Raw genomic sequence first — 15,831 nt, 5'->3', positions numbered from 1 at the left:
CTAGTTGAGATTGTGAAGCAAATCCCACACGGGTATAATGTTCAAAAAAGGAGGAATAAGAAATGAGAATTGCTATTGCAGGTGCTGGCGCGATGGGCAGCCGCTTTGGTTTAATGTTACAACAAGGAGGAAATGAGGTCTTGTTGATCGATGGGTGGGCAGAACATGTCCAACAACTCCAAGAACATGGACTAAGAGCGAACTACAACGGAAAAGAAGTAGTGGCCCATTTACCGATCCTTTTGCAATCAGAAGTAGGTGAAACTGACCAAGTTGATTTGATCATTTTATTTACGAAAGCGATGCAGTTGGAAAAAATGTTGAAAGACATTCAATCGTTGATCAAAGAAGATACGGAAGTATTGTGTTTGCTGAATGGTATCGGTCACGAAGATATCATCGAGAAGTTTGTTCCAATGGAGAATATCTATATCGGGAATACAATGTGGACAGCCGGCTTAGAAGGTCCAGGCCAAGTAAAATTATTTGGTGACGGTTCAGTCGAATTACAAAATTTAGGTGCTGGGAAAGAAGCAGCAGCGAAAGAATTGGCGCGTAAATTAGCGGAATCTGGTTTAAACGCTAAATTCTCTGACAATATTCGTTATTCTATTTATCGAAAAGCATGTGTGAATGGAACGATGAATGGGCTGTGTACGATCTTAGACGTGAATATGGCTGGATTAGGCAAGACCACGACCGCACATAAAATGGTTGAAACAATCGTCAATGAATTTGCGAAAGTTGCTGCATTTGAAAATATCCATTTAGATATTCCAGAGGTGATTGCACATTGTGAATCATGCTTTGACCCAGCAACGATTGGAATGCATTATCCTTCCATGTATCAGGACTTGATCAAGAATCATCGCTTGACTGAAATCGATTATATCAACGGTGCTATTTCTAGAAAAGGTAGGAAATATGGCATAGTTACGCCGTATTGCGATTTCTTAACAGAACTTGTTCATGCAAAGGAAGATAGTTTAAATGTAAAATGAGGGAGCGAGATTATATGGAAGAGACAAAACATCTATCACCAAAAATTTTTCTAAATAAGGTACTGGCAGGAACCGCTACAGGAATCATCATTGGTTTAATCCCAAATGCAGTATTAGGAGCCATTTTAAAATATTTTAGTGATTATTCGATAGCAGTGACAATCGCACAAATGGCAGTTGTTTTTCAGTTAGCAACGCCATTGATCATCGGCGGTTTGATTGCATTACAATTTGGGTTTAATCCAATGAAAATGATGGTAGTTGCTGGAGCAGCTTTTGTAGGTTCAGGGGTAGTCAAATTTGCGCCTGATCTTGGGGAAACAGGAACTTATGTAGGTTCTGGAACAGGAGACATCATTAACACGATGCTTACTGCCTCGATAGCGGTTCTTTTGATCTTATTGATTGGTGAACGTTTTGGCTCTGTCGCAATTGTATTGACGCCAATTGTTGTTGGGGTAGGAGCCGGTTTGATCGGGTATTACTTGTATCCTTATGTGACAGCTATTACTTCAGCAATCGGTACATTGATCAATAATTTTACCACGCTACAACCTCTATTGATGTCGATTTTGATTGGTTGTTCTTTCGCCTTTTTGATCATTTCACCGATTTCTACAGTAGCAATCGGTATGGCGATCCAATTAAACGGCGTTTCTGCGGGGGCAGCTGCTATGGGTGTTGCAGCTACTACAATCGTTTTAGTTGTGAATTCGTGGAGAGTCAATAAACCTGGAGTAACGATCGCCATTGCGCTCGGAGCGATGAAAATGATGATGCCTAACCTGTTTCGAAAACCAATCATTCTAGTTCCATGTTTGGTCAGTGCGGTGATTTCCGCTATTCCAGTTGCACTGTTTTCTATTTCTGGAACACCGTCATCTGCTGGATTTGGCGTCGTTGGTTTAGTCGGACCTTTAGCTTCTTTAGATGCAGGATTGAGTCTCGTTCTTACTTTTGTATGTTGGCTAGTTGTGCCTTTGATTGCGGCTTTACTGACACAATTCATCTTTGAAAAAGTATTGAAACTCTATGATAGAGAAGATGTATTTAAATTTTTAGGTTAGTCTGTGAAAAAGTCAGAAAAATTTCCAAGAATATCCACTGACGATAAACTCGTGGGGCTCTGATCAAAAACAATCAATAAGAGTTCTGCTACTGAAAACAAAAAAGGTCGGTTGTTTGGATCAAGTGGAAAAGAAAGTGATTTTTTGCCTCACTTAAGACAGAAAATCTGGTGGAGCCATTCTTGGAAACCCTCTTGGGATAATTTGGTTTAAGCACAGCTAATAATAAGCTTGGATGTTGATTTTTTCGATTATAGAAAGTCCTTCTATAGTGAATCAATCGTTCATCCAAGCTTATTTTATAGGGAGAATAGCAAAATAAAAGCTATCGTTTGAAACTATTTAATCGATTTCCTCCGACAAGGAATAAGGTAGAGCACTTTCGTGGTGGTAAGCTGCGTTTGGCACAATACCTAATCTGTAAGAAATCGTTCCGCCTTCTAACAAGTCTTCGTGAGTAAAGAAAAGATCTGTGTGAGGGAGATTTTTTCTTTTTACTTCATGAATAAATTGATGCTGCGACTGATTAGGTGACGTTTCGATAGTCAGCGTCTTTCCGTTAGATAAGGCAATGGTTGCTTTATCTAGCAGTGGCATTCCAATAACGTATTCGCCTGTTCCTGGCGTTACAGGGTAAAATCCTAAGCTATTGAAGATATACCAAGCAGCCATGCTGCCATTGTCTTCGTCTCCTGGATAACCGGTCGGCGTATCATCAAAAGTCTGTGTCAACAATTGTTTGAGCAAAGGTTGAGCCATTTCTGGTTTTCCGATATAGCTAAAAAGATAAGGATAATGGAAACTTGGTTGATTCGAGATAGCTAACTGACCAAATTCGATAGCGGCCATTTCACTCATTTCATGGATCTCAAAACCATAGCCTCCCACTTCAAAGCTTGGTGCTTGGTTGCATAATTCGATCAATTTTTCTTCAAATTTTTGCTTTCCGCCATGGGCGTTGATCAGGCCAGCGAAATCGTGGTAGACAGCAAAGCTACTTTGCCAAGCACTACCTTCTGCATAATCTTGGCCCCAACGGATAGCAGAAAAAGGTTCTCTGAAAGTTCCGTCTACATCTTTGGCACGCATAAAACCTGTTTGTTGGTCGAAAACATTTTGGTAATTCAATGCCTGCTGCTGATAATGTTGGTTGATTTTTTCTTTTCCTAGCACTTTAGCTACTTGGCTGATACAAAAATCACTGTAGGCATAATCCAATGTATGGTTGATCGACTCATGATAAGTGCTTGGTACATACCCATATTCAAGATAGTCTTTTGTTCCTTGTCGTCCATAGTTTTGGTTCGCACTTTGAACAGTAGCACCTTTATGCATCGCCTCTAAAAATTTTTCCATCAAATCTTCTCGAATACCTTTCACCGCCGCATCTGCGATAACTGCATCGATCAATGTGCCTGGCATCAATCCACGTTCATCAGGCGAGAGCCACTTTGGTAAGAAGCCGGTTTCATTATAACTATTTAAAAAGCCTTCGAGCATTTCCTCATATTTCTCCACGGCAATCAAGGAATAAAGAGGATAAACAGTTTTATACGTATCCCAAAAGCCATTATTTGTGTAGAGTACACCAGACTTTACAGTGCGGCTAGTCGTATCATAATGGATTTTTTGACCATTAGCATCGATCTCATAGAAGGTCTGTGGGAATAAGAAAGTCCGATACAGATTATGATAAAAGGTACGTGTTTGTTTTGGATCATGATGTTCGATTTTTATGCGATCAAAGTAGTCTTGCCACTGGTTTCGGCTATTTTTCAAATAATCAGCAGCTTCTTGATGAAGCTCTTGGTTCAAATTATAGTGAGCTTGTTCTTCACTGATAAAAGAAGTTCCCAGTTGAGCAACTAAATTCCTAACATCACCAAAATACAATGGAATGGAATCGGCTTGTTCACCGGAATTTGTTACACGAGTTTTCGCTAAGAGCGGCTGATTGAATTTTAGAACAAAATAAAACGTAAAATCAGGATCTTCTGAGCCGGCAAAATGCGTGATCTGGCCGAAAACGGTATGACTATCTTTTACATTTAGAGAATATTTTCCAGGAAAAGTCAGAAGTAAACCGCTTTCTTTTTTGCTATAATCAATCGTTAAGATCCCGCCATACATACTTGGAATGAGGGTCGATTGTGTTCCGTCACGCAATTGACGAATAGATACGTGTGTTGGTGCAAAGATACTTTCTTCTGGTCGATAAGAGCTTTGCGCATGGAATAACGTATTTTCTGGCAATTCCCCTGTGAAAGGAGTCATGACAAAATGACTGAAATCACCCATCCAAGGACTTGGCTGATGAGTAAGACGGTAGCCTTGAAACACACGATCTTCTGGATGGAACCACCAACTGCCTTTTTGATCTGTTGTTTGTGGTGCAAAATAGTTCATTCCAAAAGGAACGCCAGTGTAGGGCTGGCAATTCCCGTTGGAGAAATTTGGTTGATTCGCGGTACCGTGTCGGGTATCGATTTGTTGGATGTCCATATTACATCTCCTTTGTTGAGTGTCGTTTGATAAATGAAACTGGATAACTACTATCCGCGGGTATCTCTTTTGTCTGTAGCCATTCAATGAGCGATCTTCCTGCAATTTCCCCTAATTTATGAAAATCCTGAGCTACAGTGGTTAATGGAGGATCGACCAGAGCAGCGGCCTGGATATCATCAAAGCCGATAACTGAAAAGTCATTAGGAATGTCATAACCATGTTGCTTCAAGTAGTTCATCGTTTGAATGGCGACAAGATCGTTTTCACAGACAAAAGCTGTTACTTTATGGTCATTGACATAGTTCATCAAGGTATCGATCGTAGCACTTTTATCATCTAATGGGGTATGGAAAGGTAATTTTGCTTTATTCAATGCCTCTAAGTAACCCAAATAACGTTGGCGTACAGATTGTGGATGAGTCTGTTCGCCAAAAAGATACGCAATTTTTTGATGTCCTTCTTTTATTAAGTGTTCCGTAGCTAGAGAACCGCCTTGGAAATTGTCTGAAAGAACAGTAGGAAAAGGTAATTCATAGATTTTCTTATCTAAAATGACCACTGGAAATTGCTTCAATGAAAGTTCAAAGAGCAAATCAAGGTGATGATCTGTATCAAAAGCATAATAGATCAAACCATCAAATTCCTGCATAAGTTCATGTGCTGTTTTATTCGTGAGAAAATCTAGGGTAGTCATCATGACTTCCAACTGCTGTTCTTGCATGACAGGATTCAATCCTTTGGTAAAGTCACCTACGGAAAGATCTGACAAAAAAGGTAATAGGAATAAAATACGACTATTTTTAGGAAGCACTGCATGCTGTTCCACACTAGTTGCGGCCTTAACAAAGCTTCCTTTTCCACGTACCCGATAGATCAATCCTAATTGCTCTAATTCTGTAAGGGCTCGTTTCGAAGTGATTCGACTTACTTGATATTTTGCGGATAATTCTTTTTCTGTAGGGACTTGGCTATCGACTGGCAACGAACCGTCAGCAATAGCAGCTTTTAGGTCATTGAATATTTTTTGGTATAACGGTTGATCCATAAAAACACCTTCTTATATGATATATCATAGATAAATGATAGCATAAAAAAGGGAAAAGTAAATAAGAAAAATCTCATTTTGAAAGCGTAGACATTCTTATGACAGAGAGGTATAATTCGTTTGTGATATACCAAACCGGAAAGAGGGAAAATAATGGCTTATAAAGACATACCAAATTCAGTTAAACAATTTATGGAAGAAATAACAGAAAAATGCGGAGATAAACATGCGGATTGGGCGGAAAACTTTTCTGCGGCATTTGCGAATACACTGTTAACGACTGTAAAACGTCATGAGGATGGAACGACTTTCTTATTAACTGGCGATATTCCTGCGATGTGGCTACGTGATTCTACTGCACAGGTACGTCCGTATCTTGTACTGGCAAAAGAAGATGAAGATTTAGCCGACATGATCAGTGGGTTAGTTAAGAAACAGTTCAATTACATCAATATCGATCCTTATGCGAACGCATTCAACGAAGAGGCGAATGGGGCGGGCCACCAAAACGATCATACGAAGATGAATGACTGGATCTGGGAACGGAAATATGAAATCGATTCCTTATGCTATCCGGTGCAATTGGCCTACCTATTATATAAAAATACAGGACGCACAGATCAATTCGATGCCTCTTTTGTAGAAGGTATCAAAAAAATATTAGGCGTCTTCAAAACAGAACAGGACCATGAAAAATCGCCGTATACATTTGTGCGTGACACGACACGCAAAGAGGATACTTTAGTAAATGATGGGCGCGGTGCCAAAGTTGCGCCGACTGGCATGACTTGGTCAGGGTTCCGTCCTAGTGATGATGCATGCCAATACGGCTATCTAGTTCCTTCCAATATGTTTGCTGTTGTGGTCTTAGAGTATATAGAAGATATCTTTACAAACATTCTTTCAGAAGAAGCATTGGTAAAAGAAGCGAGAAAATTAAAGACAGATATCCAACAAGGCATTGATGATTTTGCCTATACACAAAATCAAAATGGGGAAAAAATCTACGCTTACGAAGTGGATGGTCTAGGAAATACATCGATCATGGATGATAGCAATGTACCTAATCTGATCTCTGCACCATATCTAGGCTATGGTTCGATGGATGATCCACAGTACCTTGCAACTAGAGCGACTCTATTGAGTAAAGAGAATCCATATTTTTACGAAGGAGAATATGCGAAGGGAATAGGTTCTTCCCACACACCTGAAAACTATATCTGGCCAATTGCTTTAGCGATGGAAGGGATGACGACTGAGGATAAAGCAGAAAAAGAACGGATTTTAGATTTGTTAGTAGCGACAGATGCGGGGACACACTTGATGCACGAAGGCTTTGATGTGAACAACCCGCAAAATTACACGAGAGAATGGTTCTCTTGGGCAAATATGATGTTTTGTGAATTAGTCATGGATTATTTTGATATTCGAGTAGCGAAATAGGAGGAAACATATGAAAAAGAAAGTATATATCATTTCTCATAGCCATTGGGATCGAGAGTGGTACATGGCGTACGAACAACATCACATGCGATTGGTTGAATTAATGGATGATCTTCTGGAATTATTCGAGAAAGATCCAGAATTCAATAGTTTCCATCTTGATGGGCAGACGATTATTCTAGATGATTATCTGCAAGTTCGACCTGAAAAGAGAGAGTTGGTTCAGCAAGCAATCACGGCAGGAAAATTACGGATCGGTCCGTTCTATATTTTACAAGATGACTTTTTGATCAGCTCAGAATCAAATGTGCGCAATATGCTGATTGGCATGGAGGAAAGTCAAAAATGGGGAACACCTGTCATGCTTGGTTATTTCCCAGATACCTTTGGCAATATGGGGCAAACACCGCAGATGATGAAACAAGCTGGATTAGAGGCAGCCGCATTTGGGCGAGGTGTTAAGCCGATTGGATTTGATAATCAAGTATTAGAAGCGGAAAATTACTCTTCTCAGTATTCTGAGATGTGGTGGAAAGGACCTGATCAAACAGAGATTTTTGGGTTGCTTTTTGCGAACTGGTATAGTAATGGCAATGAAATACCATCAGAAAAAGAAGCAGCAAAAGTTTTTTGGAAGCAAAAACTGGCAGACGCAGAACAGTATGCTTCGACAGACCATCTTTTGATGATGAATGGGGTCGACCATCAACCAGTTCAAAAAGATATATCAAAAGCAATCCGTTTAGCAAATGAACTATATCCTGATTATGAGTTCGTCCATTCTAACTTTGTGGATTATCTTGAGGCAGTCCAAAAAGATCTACCAAAAGATCTGGGGGCTGTTGAAGGTGAGCTGACGAGTCAAGAAACGGATGGATGGTACACTTTAGCAAACACAGCTTCAGCACGAGTATACTTGAAACAGTGGAACACAAAAGTCCAAAGACAACTTGAAAATATTACAGAACCGTTGGCGACGATGGCGTATGAGGTAACAGGAGAGTATCCGCATGATCAACTAGACTATGCTTGGAAGACACTGATGCAAAATCATCCTCATGACAGCATCTGCGGTTGTTCCGTTGATTCTGTGCATCGAGAAATGATCACACGATTTGAAAAAGCCAATGAAGTAGGGAAGTATCTGGCAGATGAAGCACTGAGACAACTAGGCGAAGCAATCGATACGAGTGGAATACCAGAAGCTAGTTATCCATTTGTTGTGTTCAATACTGCTGGATCGCCTAAAACAGGTGAAGCAGGAATCAGCATCGAATTAGAAAGAAAACGGTTTGCAGAAGGAATACCAGAAGCACTTTATGCGGAATTAGAACAGCGACCAAAGAAAGTGTATCATGTCGAAACAGTCGACGGGAAAAAATTATCCGCAATGATCTCAGAAGAGAAAGTCGCGTTTGGCTATGACTTACCAAAAGATCGGTTTAGGGTACCATATATGGCACGAACGATCACAATTCGTTTACCTATAACTGAAATGCCTGCTTTTTCTTGGGAAACATTTGTTTTAGTTGAAGGGGCGGCCGAAGAACAAGCCGGTACGCTGATCGAAGATGCTGGACGAGTGCTGAAAAATGATCAAGTTCAGTTAGAGATCCAGTCAAACGGGACACTCACTTTGACAGACAAAGTCACTGGGGTTGTATTAGACGACTTATTAGTTTTTGAAGATGTGGGTGATGTTGGGAATGAATATATCTTCAAACAACCTGAGAATGACCAAGCGATTTTATCTAAAGAAATAAGCAATAGTACAATTGAAATCGTGACCGATACAAGAGAACTCGCACAAATCCGATTGACGCAAGAGATGGTGATCCCAGTTGCGGCAGATGAGCGTCTAGAAAAAGAACAAGAAATGGTCATCGAATTTCGGCATAGAAAAGCAGGGCGTTCCACAGAAACAGCGGTATTAGAGCTGACTACACTGATTACTTTAAGAAAAAATAGCAAGAAAATCGATTTTGAAACAACTGTGGATAATCAAATGAAAGACCACCGTTTGCGTGTCTTATTTCCGACAAAGTTACATGTGGAACAACATGAGGCAGATAGTATCTTTGAAGTAGTCACACGTCCTAATACTGTCGCAAAAGATTGGGAAAATCCTACGAATCCACAACACCAGCATGCATTTACTCACTTAAAGGATCAAACGTACGGTGTAACAATTGGAAACTATGGACTGAATGAATATGAGATTGTCGATGACGGTGTGATTGCTTTGACATTATTACGTTGCGTAGGTGAATTAGGTGACTGGGGATATTTCCCAACTCCTGAGGCACAATGTTTAGGAGAATATCGATTTAACTATAGTATCGAAGTACAGCCAACGGCAGAAAAATTCGTTAGCTATCAGCATGCCTATACTGCACAGATTCCTTTCTCAACAAAACAATTAGCAAAACAAAAAGGAACACTTCCACAAAAAAATCAATATTTATCTTGTACAGGTGAAACGTTTGCAATTACAGCTTTGAAACGGAGCAAATTTAGTGATAAAGTAGTAGTAAGAGGATTCAATATGTCTAGTCATTTAGAAAAACTACAGATAGAAAAAAATGGTCAATCTGGACACTTGTTGAATCTACTTGAAGAAACATGGGAAGAAACGGTTGATCCAAATCTTAAGCCTTATGAAATTCGGACAATCGGATTTAAGGAGGAATAGCAAATGTATGGTGGGATAGAAGCAGGTGGAACAAAATTTGTTTGTGCGGTGTCTGATGAAGGCGTTATCGTAGAAAAAATCAGTATTCCTACAACAGCGCCGGAAGAAACATTGAAGCAAGTCTTTGATTTTTTCGATCAATATGAGTTAGAAGCAATGGGCATCGGTTCTTTTGGTCCTATCGGTATTGACAAGAGTACAGATAGCTATGGCTATGTTTTAGCCACACCAAAAAAAGGTTGGACGAATTACAATTTTTTGGGGAGTATCAAAGACCATTATGATATTCCAGTTGCATGGACGACAGATGTGAATGCTGCAGCTTATGGCGAATTATTGAAAGGCGCGGCTATTGGCAAAAAAAGTTGTATTTATTTGACTGTTGGAACTGGAATTGGGGCAGGCGTAGTGATAGATGGAAACATCTTTTCAGGGATCGCACATCCGGAAATGGGGCACATTTGGGTCAAGAGACATCCAGACGATACGTATGAAGGGACCTGTCCTTACCATAAAGATTGTTTAGAGGGATTAGCCGCTGGACCTTCCATTGAAGCACGCACGGGGATCAAAGGCCAAGACCTTCCTCAAGATCATCCAGTCTGGGATATGCAAGCTTTTTATATTGCGCAAGCTTTAGTCAACTATACACTAACCTTGGCTCCTGAAAAGATCATTTTAGGTGGAGGTGTCATGAATCAGGACCACTTGCTTCACAAAATCCGTCAACAATTTGTTGAACTGATGGGTGGTTATATGGAAACACCACCAGTCAGTGAATATATCGTTCGTTGGGGACTACCTAATGAGAGTGGCATCATCGGTAGTTTGTTATTAGCAGAGCATGAGTTAGCTCAAACAAAATAATCAGGGGATTCCTGTCCTCTAAAAATGAAAACACGACATATCAGCGAAAGTAAAGCTGACATGTCGTGTTTTTTTACCATAGACCAGGGGTTGCTGTTCCTATGATTTTTTCTTGAGTGAATGGGTGGGTCATATGCAGTTCTAAAGCATGAAGCATTAGACGTTTATCAGGACGCTCTTGGTAAAGCGGATCACCAACGATCGGATGACCATAGTTTGCCAGATGTACTCTGATCTGATGAGTTCGACCAGTTTCTAATACACAATAGACTTGGGTTTGCCCATGACTTACTTGGTCGACTGTCACACGTGTCAGCGCGGTTTGGCCATTTCTGTTATCGACGACTCGTTTTCTTCGATCATGACGGTCACGCCCGATTTTGTCTTGAAGAACCAAGTCATGATTGATCGTTCCCCAAACAATTGCTTGATAGCGCCGGTAGATTTTCTTTTGTTCTAACATTCTTCCTAAAATGGGCAAAACAAAAGGGTTTTTGGCAAATAAAATAGCGCCACTTGTTTCTTTATCCAAGCGATGGACAACATATGGCTGTTGCCCTTTATCTGCTAGATAGGCAGCCAGATGATTGAGCAAGGTATCATTTTCTGTGGGCTCGTTGGGATGAGTTTTCATTCCAGCAGGTTTGTTGAGGATGATCAGATGGTCATCTTCATATAATGGATGGATATGTTCTGCCGCTCCTAGCTGGATTTGTTGATAATTGTAATCTGTTTCCTCGAAACGTAAGGTGATATGATCGCCACCGTGAACTTCAAAATGAAACAAGGCTGGTTCTTGATTGATCCAAACATTCCGTCGTGTTCGTAAGAAATGGCGGACTTTTCTTGGAACAAGCCATTCTTGCTCTAACAATTCTCGAACGGTTGTTGTAGGATGGGTGCTAGGTAAGGTAATCGTGATTTCCATAAATTTACTCCTTTTAGTCAAATGCAGTTTCATTGTATCATTTTTAAAATATATTTAAGAAAAAAATGAACGATTTCTGACATTTGGTATGCTAAACTAACGGCACGATTGCAAAAAGTCGATTTTATACATCTTAAGCAGGAAGTAACACAAAATAACTTGTGTTAAAATAAGACGATTGAATCAAAAAGATAGGAGAAGTAACTATGGATTTTCAAAGCATTTTAAGGAAAATAAAAGCTGCTTTGATCAGTTTTTGGCAATGGATCAGACCTTATCTCGGACAGTTTCATCGATGGCGAAAACGGATTTGGAAAAAATACCACATCAATAAAGTCATCTTATTACTCGGGCTCATTGTTGTATTGATCACCAGTATCTATCTTTTTATTTTAGCAAAACAGGCAAATGTTGAGACCCTGAAATCTGGCTTAAGCCAGTCAACAGTTATTTATGATAAAAAGAATGAAGAAGCAGGAACACTTTATGCACAAAAAGGAACATATGTCGAATTACAAGCGATTTCCCCTCATATACAAGATGCGGTAATTTCAACAGAAGACCGAAATTTTTACCAACACCATGGATTTGATATCAAAGGGATTGCCAGAGCAGCGGTGAGAATGGTTTTATCCGGAGGAACATCCGGTGGTGGCGGAAGTACGATCACACAGCAACTTGCAAAAAATGCGTACTTGACACTTGACCAAACCTTTGATCGAAAAGCAAAGGAACTTTTCTTAGCGATCGAAATCGAGAAGAAGTATAGCAAAGAAGAAATTTTGACGATGTATTTGAACAACGCCTATTTCGGTAATGGAGTGTGGGGAGTGCAGGACGCTTCACGAAAATACTTTGGCGTTGATGCAAGCCAGGTAACGATCTCTGAGGCAGCAACCTTAGCGGGAATGCTAAAAGGTCCCGGAATCTATAATCCGATTGATCATCCGGAAAATGCAAACAATCGAAAAAATACCGTATTAAGTGTAATGGAAGAAAATGGGAAGCTGACAAAAGAACAATATCAAGCAGAAAGTCAAACCGATATCAGTCAATACCTCAACGACACATATGATAATTCTGAATCGGGTTATCGCTACCCTTATTATTTTGATGCGGTCATTGATGAAGCGGTAAAAGAGTATGGTTTAGATGAAGCGGATGTGATGAATAAAGGCTATAAAATCTATACCGCATTGGATCAAGACTATCAGAAACAATTAGAAGCAACATATCAAAATAATGCAATATTCCCAGCCAATGCTGCAGATGGCGCAATGGTCCAATCCGCCTCCGTTGCTTTAGACCCACAAAGTGGTGGCGTTGAAGCACTGGTCGGGAGACGTGGTGAACATGTTTTCCGTGGATTTAGTTTTGCCACGCAAATGGAACGATCACCAGGTTCAACGATCAAACCGCTGAGTGTCTATGCACCTGCGTTAGAAGCAGGTTATACGCCGTCAAGTGTGTTGAGAGATGAACCACAATCGTATTACGATGCGCATAACTTTGATGGAACGTATCAAGGTAGTGTTCCAATGTATCAAGCAGTCGCCAATAGTTTGAACTTGCCAGCTGTTTGGTTGCTCCATGAGATTGGCTTGCAAAAAGGATACGACAAAGCAGAAGAATTTGGGTTACCTTTATCAAAATCAGACAAATACTATGGTCTGGCATTAGGTGGTCTGGAAAAAGGGGTATCACCATTGACGATGGCAGGTGCTTATAGTGCTTTTGCCAATAAAGGAAAAATGTATACACCACATTTAATCACTAAAATCGTTGATTCTACTGGTGCAGTGATCGTTGACAATACGAGCAAAAAGCCAAAACAAGTGATTTCTGAAGAAACGGCTGATCAAATGACAAGTATGCTTTTAGGTACATTTTCAAATGGAACAGCAGTTGCGGCAAATCCAGCCGGTTATACAGTAGCCGGAAAGACAGGAACTACTGAAACCAACTTTGATTCTACCAAAGCCAACGACCAATGGATCGTAGGATATACCCCTGACGTAGTGATTTCTACTTGGATGGGATACGAAGAATCGAGTGAGATCCACTATTTAGAAGGTACCAGTGGGAATGTTGTCGGGAGAGTCTTCAAGTCAGCAGCAGAAGGAATCCTTCCTTATACGGATAAAAGTAGTTTTAGTGTGGCGGATGCATATGCCACAGGCGGACAAGTCGTTGCTGCCGATCAAGTGAACAATGACACGCAATCTAACGGAGAAACGAGTCAGTGGCAAGATAACCTGAATCAGTATGGCGAGCAGGCAAAAGATGGCCTGAAAAAATTTGGCGATCTAGTGAAAGATGGTGTCAAAGGAGTCGGAGAAGCAGCCAAGGATCTTTGGCGTAAATACCAAGGAGAGTAGACTCTATGAAAACGGATAAACAAATGTTACAATAAAAGGGAATAAAAAAAGAAAAGAGGCTAATTATGTCAAATATTTATGATAGCGCAAATCAAATTGAACGTGAAATCCGCGAATTACCAGAATTCAAGGCTTTGGAAGAAGCTTATGCAAAAGTAAAAGCCAATGAAGAAGCGCATCAGTTATTTAAAGATTTCCAAGCAATGCAAATCGAATTGCAAGAAAAACAAATGAGCGGCCAAGAATTCAGTGATGAAGATGCAGCCAAAGCCCAAGAGATGGCAATGAAAATCCAAGCAGAAGAAGTTATCAATGATTTGATGCAAAAAGAACAAGGATTCAGCACGATCATTAATGATTTAAACCGAATCATCATGACACCAGTCAGAGATTTATATAGTGAATAGAAGTCTTGAATAGTATGGACTGAAGCTAAGAATGGAAAAGAGGTTGGGGCAAAAGTAAGAAACACTTCTGTCCCATTCTTTAAAAACGAATAAACGGTGGGTGCAGAAGCAACTCCTTCGGAAATAAGCCGAAATTCACAAAAATTTGAAAAGCAATTTTCGTGAATTTCTTCTTATTTCTCGGAGTTAAACACTTCTGTCCCAACCTCTTTTTTTGAATGGATTTAGCGTGAAAAATGGCTTTTCCAGATTTTAAGATGGTCGAAACATGAGGTATAAAATATGAGAAGTAGAGAAAATACGTTTATTGTTTTGACTGCTTCAATGAGCAATTCTGAGGGAAGATTATTTTTTTCGTTTGAAGAAAAAAGAGTTCTGCGATTGCCACTATTCTCCAACATTTTTTGCTATGGTTACTTAGATAGTAACTAAAATACAGAATATTAAGGGGAGCTAGCGATGGAGCAGGAAAAATATTTTTTAGGTATTGAGAATACGCCATGCTTTAATTTCAAACGAATGACGGAACTATGCGCAAAATCTAAGACTAAAACACTCTTGACGTATCTGATGAAACTAGAAAATACGGTACAAGATGCCGCATGGCAGTATGCACAGAAGCAGACTGTGGATAGCTTTACCAACTATGAAAGCAGTATTAATTGGTTAGCTAGTTTAAATAAAGAAGTTTCTGGAAGGCGCCAAAACAAGAAGAACTTTCTGATGAAATACATACGAAAAAATAAATATACTAAACTCAACGAACGAGTAGAACGACATGTGAACAACTTTAAATCCTGTAAAAATGCTTGGCAAACTCATCATCAAATGAAGCAAGCAAATAACCAGCAGTCTGAACAGTCAGAATACCCGATGGGGCGATCAAATATGCAACGGCACTCAAGCACTTTTCACCAAACGTCTGAGCCACCAAAAAAGAGGATCGATCTAAGAAAAATACCGCAACGTTCAGATAGTAGAGTCTCCAGAAAAACTGTGATCCTTCATGGGATAGCAGTCAAAGAATTGCAGATTAAGCAAAGAGCTTCTCTTGTCCGTTCTCTTGATTCCGATTCAAGATAAAACAAAAAAACTCTGTATAGACGATAACAATCGATCGTTGTATGCAGAGATTTTTTGTTTATGCTGAAAGTAGTTGGAAAGACAGGTTTGTTTCTTAACTATCAAGGTGTATCTGCTATACTAGAGATAGTTTTCCAGATGATTCTCGTTTAAAGATTCAGTTGACGATTTAAAGTAAGGTGGTGTATCAGAATGAAAAATAAAAAATTTTCTTGGAAAGATTTTTGGGAAATCATCGGTTCGTATCTTTTCACGATTCTCTTACTCCCAGCAATTTATTCTTTGACAACTGCCCAAGTAGTTTCTTCTGTATTTGATGAAAAATACCTGATAGACATCATTGTCTTATTTTGTGTCATCATTGTGCCTTTTGCTATCTACAAAGGAATACGAAAACGTAAATAAGTACTTTTCG

General features: G+C 39.7%; 12 protein-coding genes. 9 read left to right on the top strand and 3 right to left on the bottom strand.

Going from position 1 to position 15,831, the window contains the following annotated elements:
- Window positions 1-62: 62 nt before the first annotated feature.
- A complete protein-coding gene (locus FGQ66_RS00155) occupies window positions 63-1,001 on the top strand; it encodes a 2-dehydropantoate 2-reductase (RefSeq protein ID WP_138301341.1) in 939 nt (312 codons plus the stop codon).
- 14 nt (window positions 1,002-1,015) lie between these two features.
- Window positions 1,016-2,068: a PTS sugar transporter subunit IIC gene (locus FGQ66_RS00150; protein WP_005876116.1), complete on the top strand. Its 1,053-nt coding sequence runs from the start codon at window positions 1,016-1,018 to the stop codon at window positions 2,066-2,068.
- 342 nt (window positions 2,069-2,410) lie between these two features.
- Here the strand turns inward: FGQ66_RS00150 and FGQ66_RS00145 are convergent, their stop codons facing one another.
- Together FGQ66_RS00145 and FGQ66_RS00140 are read right to left on the bottom strand one after the other, a co-directional pair.
- On the bottom strand, window positions 2,411-4,570 hold the full coding sequence (locus FGQ66_RS00145) for a GH92 family glycosyl hydrolase (RefSeq protein ID WP_230315170.1): 2,160 nt from the start codon (window positions 4,568-4,570) through the stop codon (window positions 2,411-2,413).
- 1 nt (window position 4,571) lies between these two features.
- Window positions 4,572-5,618, bottom strand: coding sequence for a GntR family transcriptional regulator (locus tag FGQ66_RS00140; protein ID WP_081134642.1), 1,047 nt, complete (start codon window positions 5,616-5,618; stop codon window positions 4,572-4,574).
- A gap of 153 nt (window positions 5,619-5,771) precedes the next feature.
- Here FGQ66_RS00140 and FGQ66_RS00135 point away from each other — a divergent pair, with 153 nt between their 5' ends.
- From FGQ66_RS00135 to FGQ66_RS00125, 3 genes are read left to right on the top strand one after another with little or no spacing between them, the layout of a single operon-like run.
- The gene (locus tag FGQ66_RS00135) at window positions 5,772-7,061 is read left to right on the top strand and encodes a glycoside hydrolase family 125 protein (RefSeq protein WP_138301340.1); all 1,290 of its coding nucleotides are present in this window, start codon (window positions 5,772-5,774) and stop codon (window positions 7,059-7,061) included.
- 10 nt (window positions 7,062-7,071) lie between these two features.
- The gene (locus tag FGQ66_RS00130) at window positions 7,072-9,753 is read left to right on the top strand and encodes an alpha-mannosidase (protein WP_138301339.1); all 2,682 of its coding nucleotides are present in this window, start codon (window positions 7,072-7,074) and stop codon (window positions 9,751-9,753) included.
- A gap of 3 nt (window positions 9,754-9,756) precedes the next feature.
- Window positions 9,757-10,620, top strand: a complete 864-nt coding sequence (locus FGQ66_RS00125; protein WP_005876107.1) for an ROK family protein — start codon at window positions 9,757-9,759, stop codon at window positions 10,618-10,620.
- A 73-nt stretch (window positions 10,621-10,693) separates the two neighbouring features.
- On the opposite strand, the gene FGQ66_RS00120 is transcribed toward FGQ66_RS00125, so the two are convergent.
- Window positions 10,694-11,548, bottom strand: coding sequence for an RluA family pseudouridine synthase (locus tag FGQ66_RS00120; RefSeq protein ID WP_081134634.1), 855 nt, complete (start codon window positions 11,546-11,548; stop codon window positions 10,694-10,696).
- Between the two features lie 206 nt (window positions 11,549-11,754).
- Here FGQ66_RS00120 and FGQ66_RS00115 point away from each other — a divergent pair, with 206 nt between their 5' ends.
- The 4 genes from FGQ66_RS00115 to FGQ66_RS00100 all read left to right on the top strand — a co-directional run bounded on the left by FGQ66_RS00115 (window position 11,755) and on the right by FGQ66_RS00100 (window position 15,821).
- Entirely contained in the window at window positions 11,755-13,926 is a 2,172-nt protein-coding gene (locus FGQ66_RS00115; RefSeq protein WP_005876103.1) for a PBP1A family penicillin-binding protein, read from the top strand.
- 65 nt (window positions 13,927-13,991) lie between these two features.
- Window positions 13,992-14,333 (top strand): YlbF/YmcA family competence regulator, encoded by a 342-nt coding sequence (locus FGQ66_RS00110; protein ID WP_005876101.1) that lies wholly within the window; start codon window positions 13,992-13,994, stop codon window positions 14,331-14,333.
- Window positions 14,334-14,792: 459 nt separating this feature from the next.
- Window positions 14,793-15,416: a hypothetical protein gene (locus FGQ66_RS00105; RefSeq protein ID WP_115235118.1), complete on the top strand. Its 624-nt coding sequence runs from the start codon at window positions 14,793-14,795 to the stop codon at window positions 15,414-15,416.
- 192 nt (window positions 15,417-15,608) lie between these two features.
- Window positions 15,609-15,821: a hypothetical protein gene (locus tag FGQ66_RS00100; RefSeq protein ID WP_113845232.1), complete on the top strand. Its 213-nt coding sequence runs from the start codon at window positions 15,609-15,611 to the stop codon at window positions 15,819-15,821.
- Window positions 15,822-15,831: the final 10 nt, after the last annotated feature.

Source organism: Enterococcus sp. BSD2780061688st2 D3, from assembly GCF_005844145.1.
Classification (GTDB): domain Bacteria; phylum Bacillota; class Bacilli; order Lactobacillales; family Enterococcaceae; genus Enterococcus_B; species Enterococcus_B durans.
The sequence above is the reverse complement of the archived record's forward strand: the minus strand, read 5'-3'. Positions and strand labels throughout refer to the sequence as shown.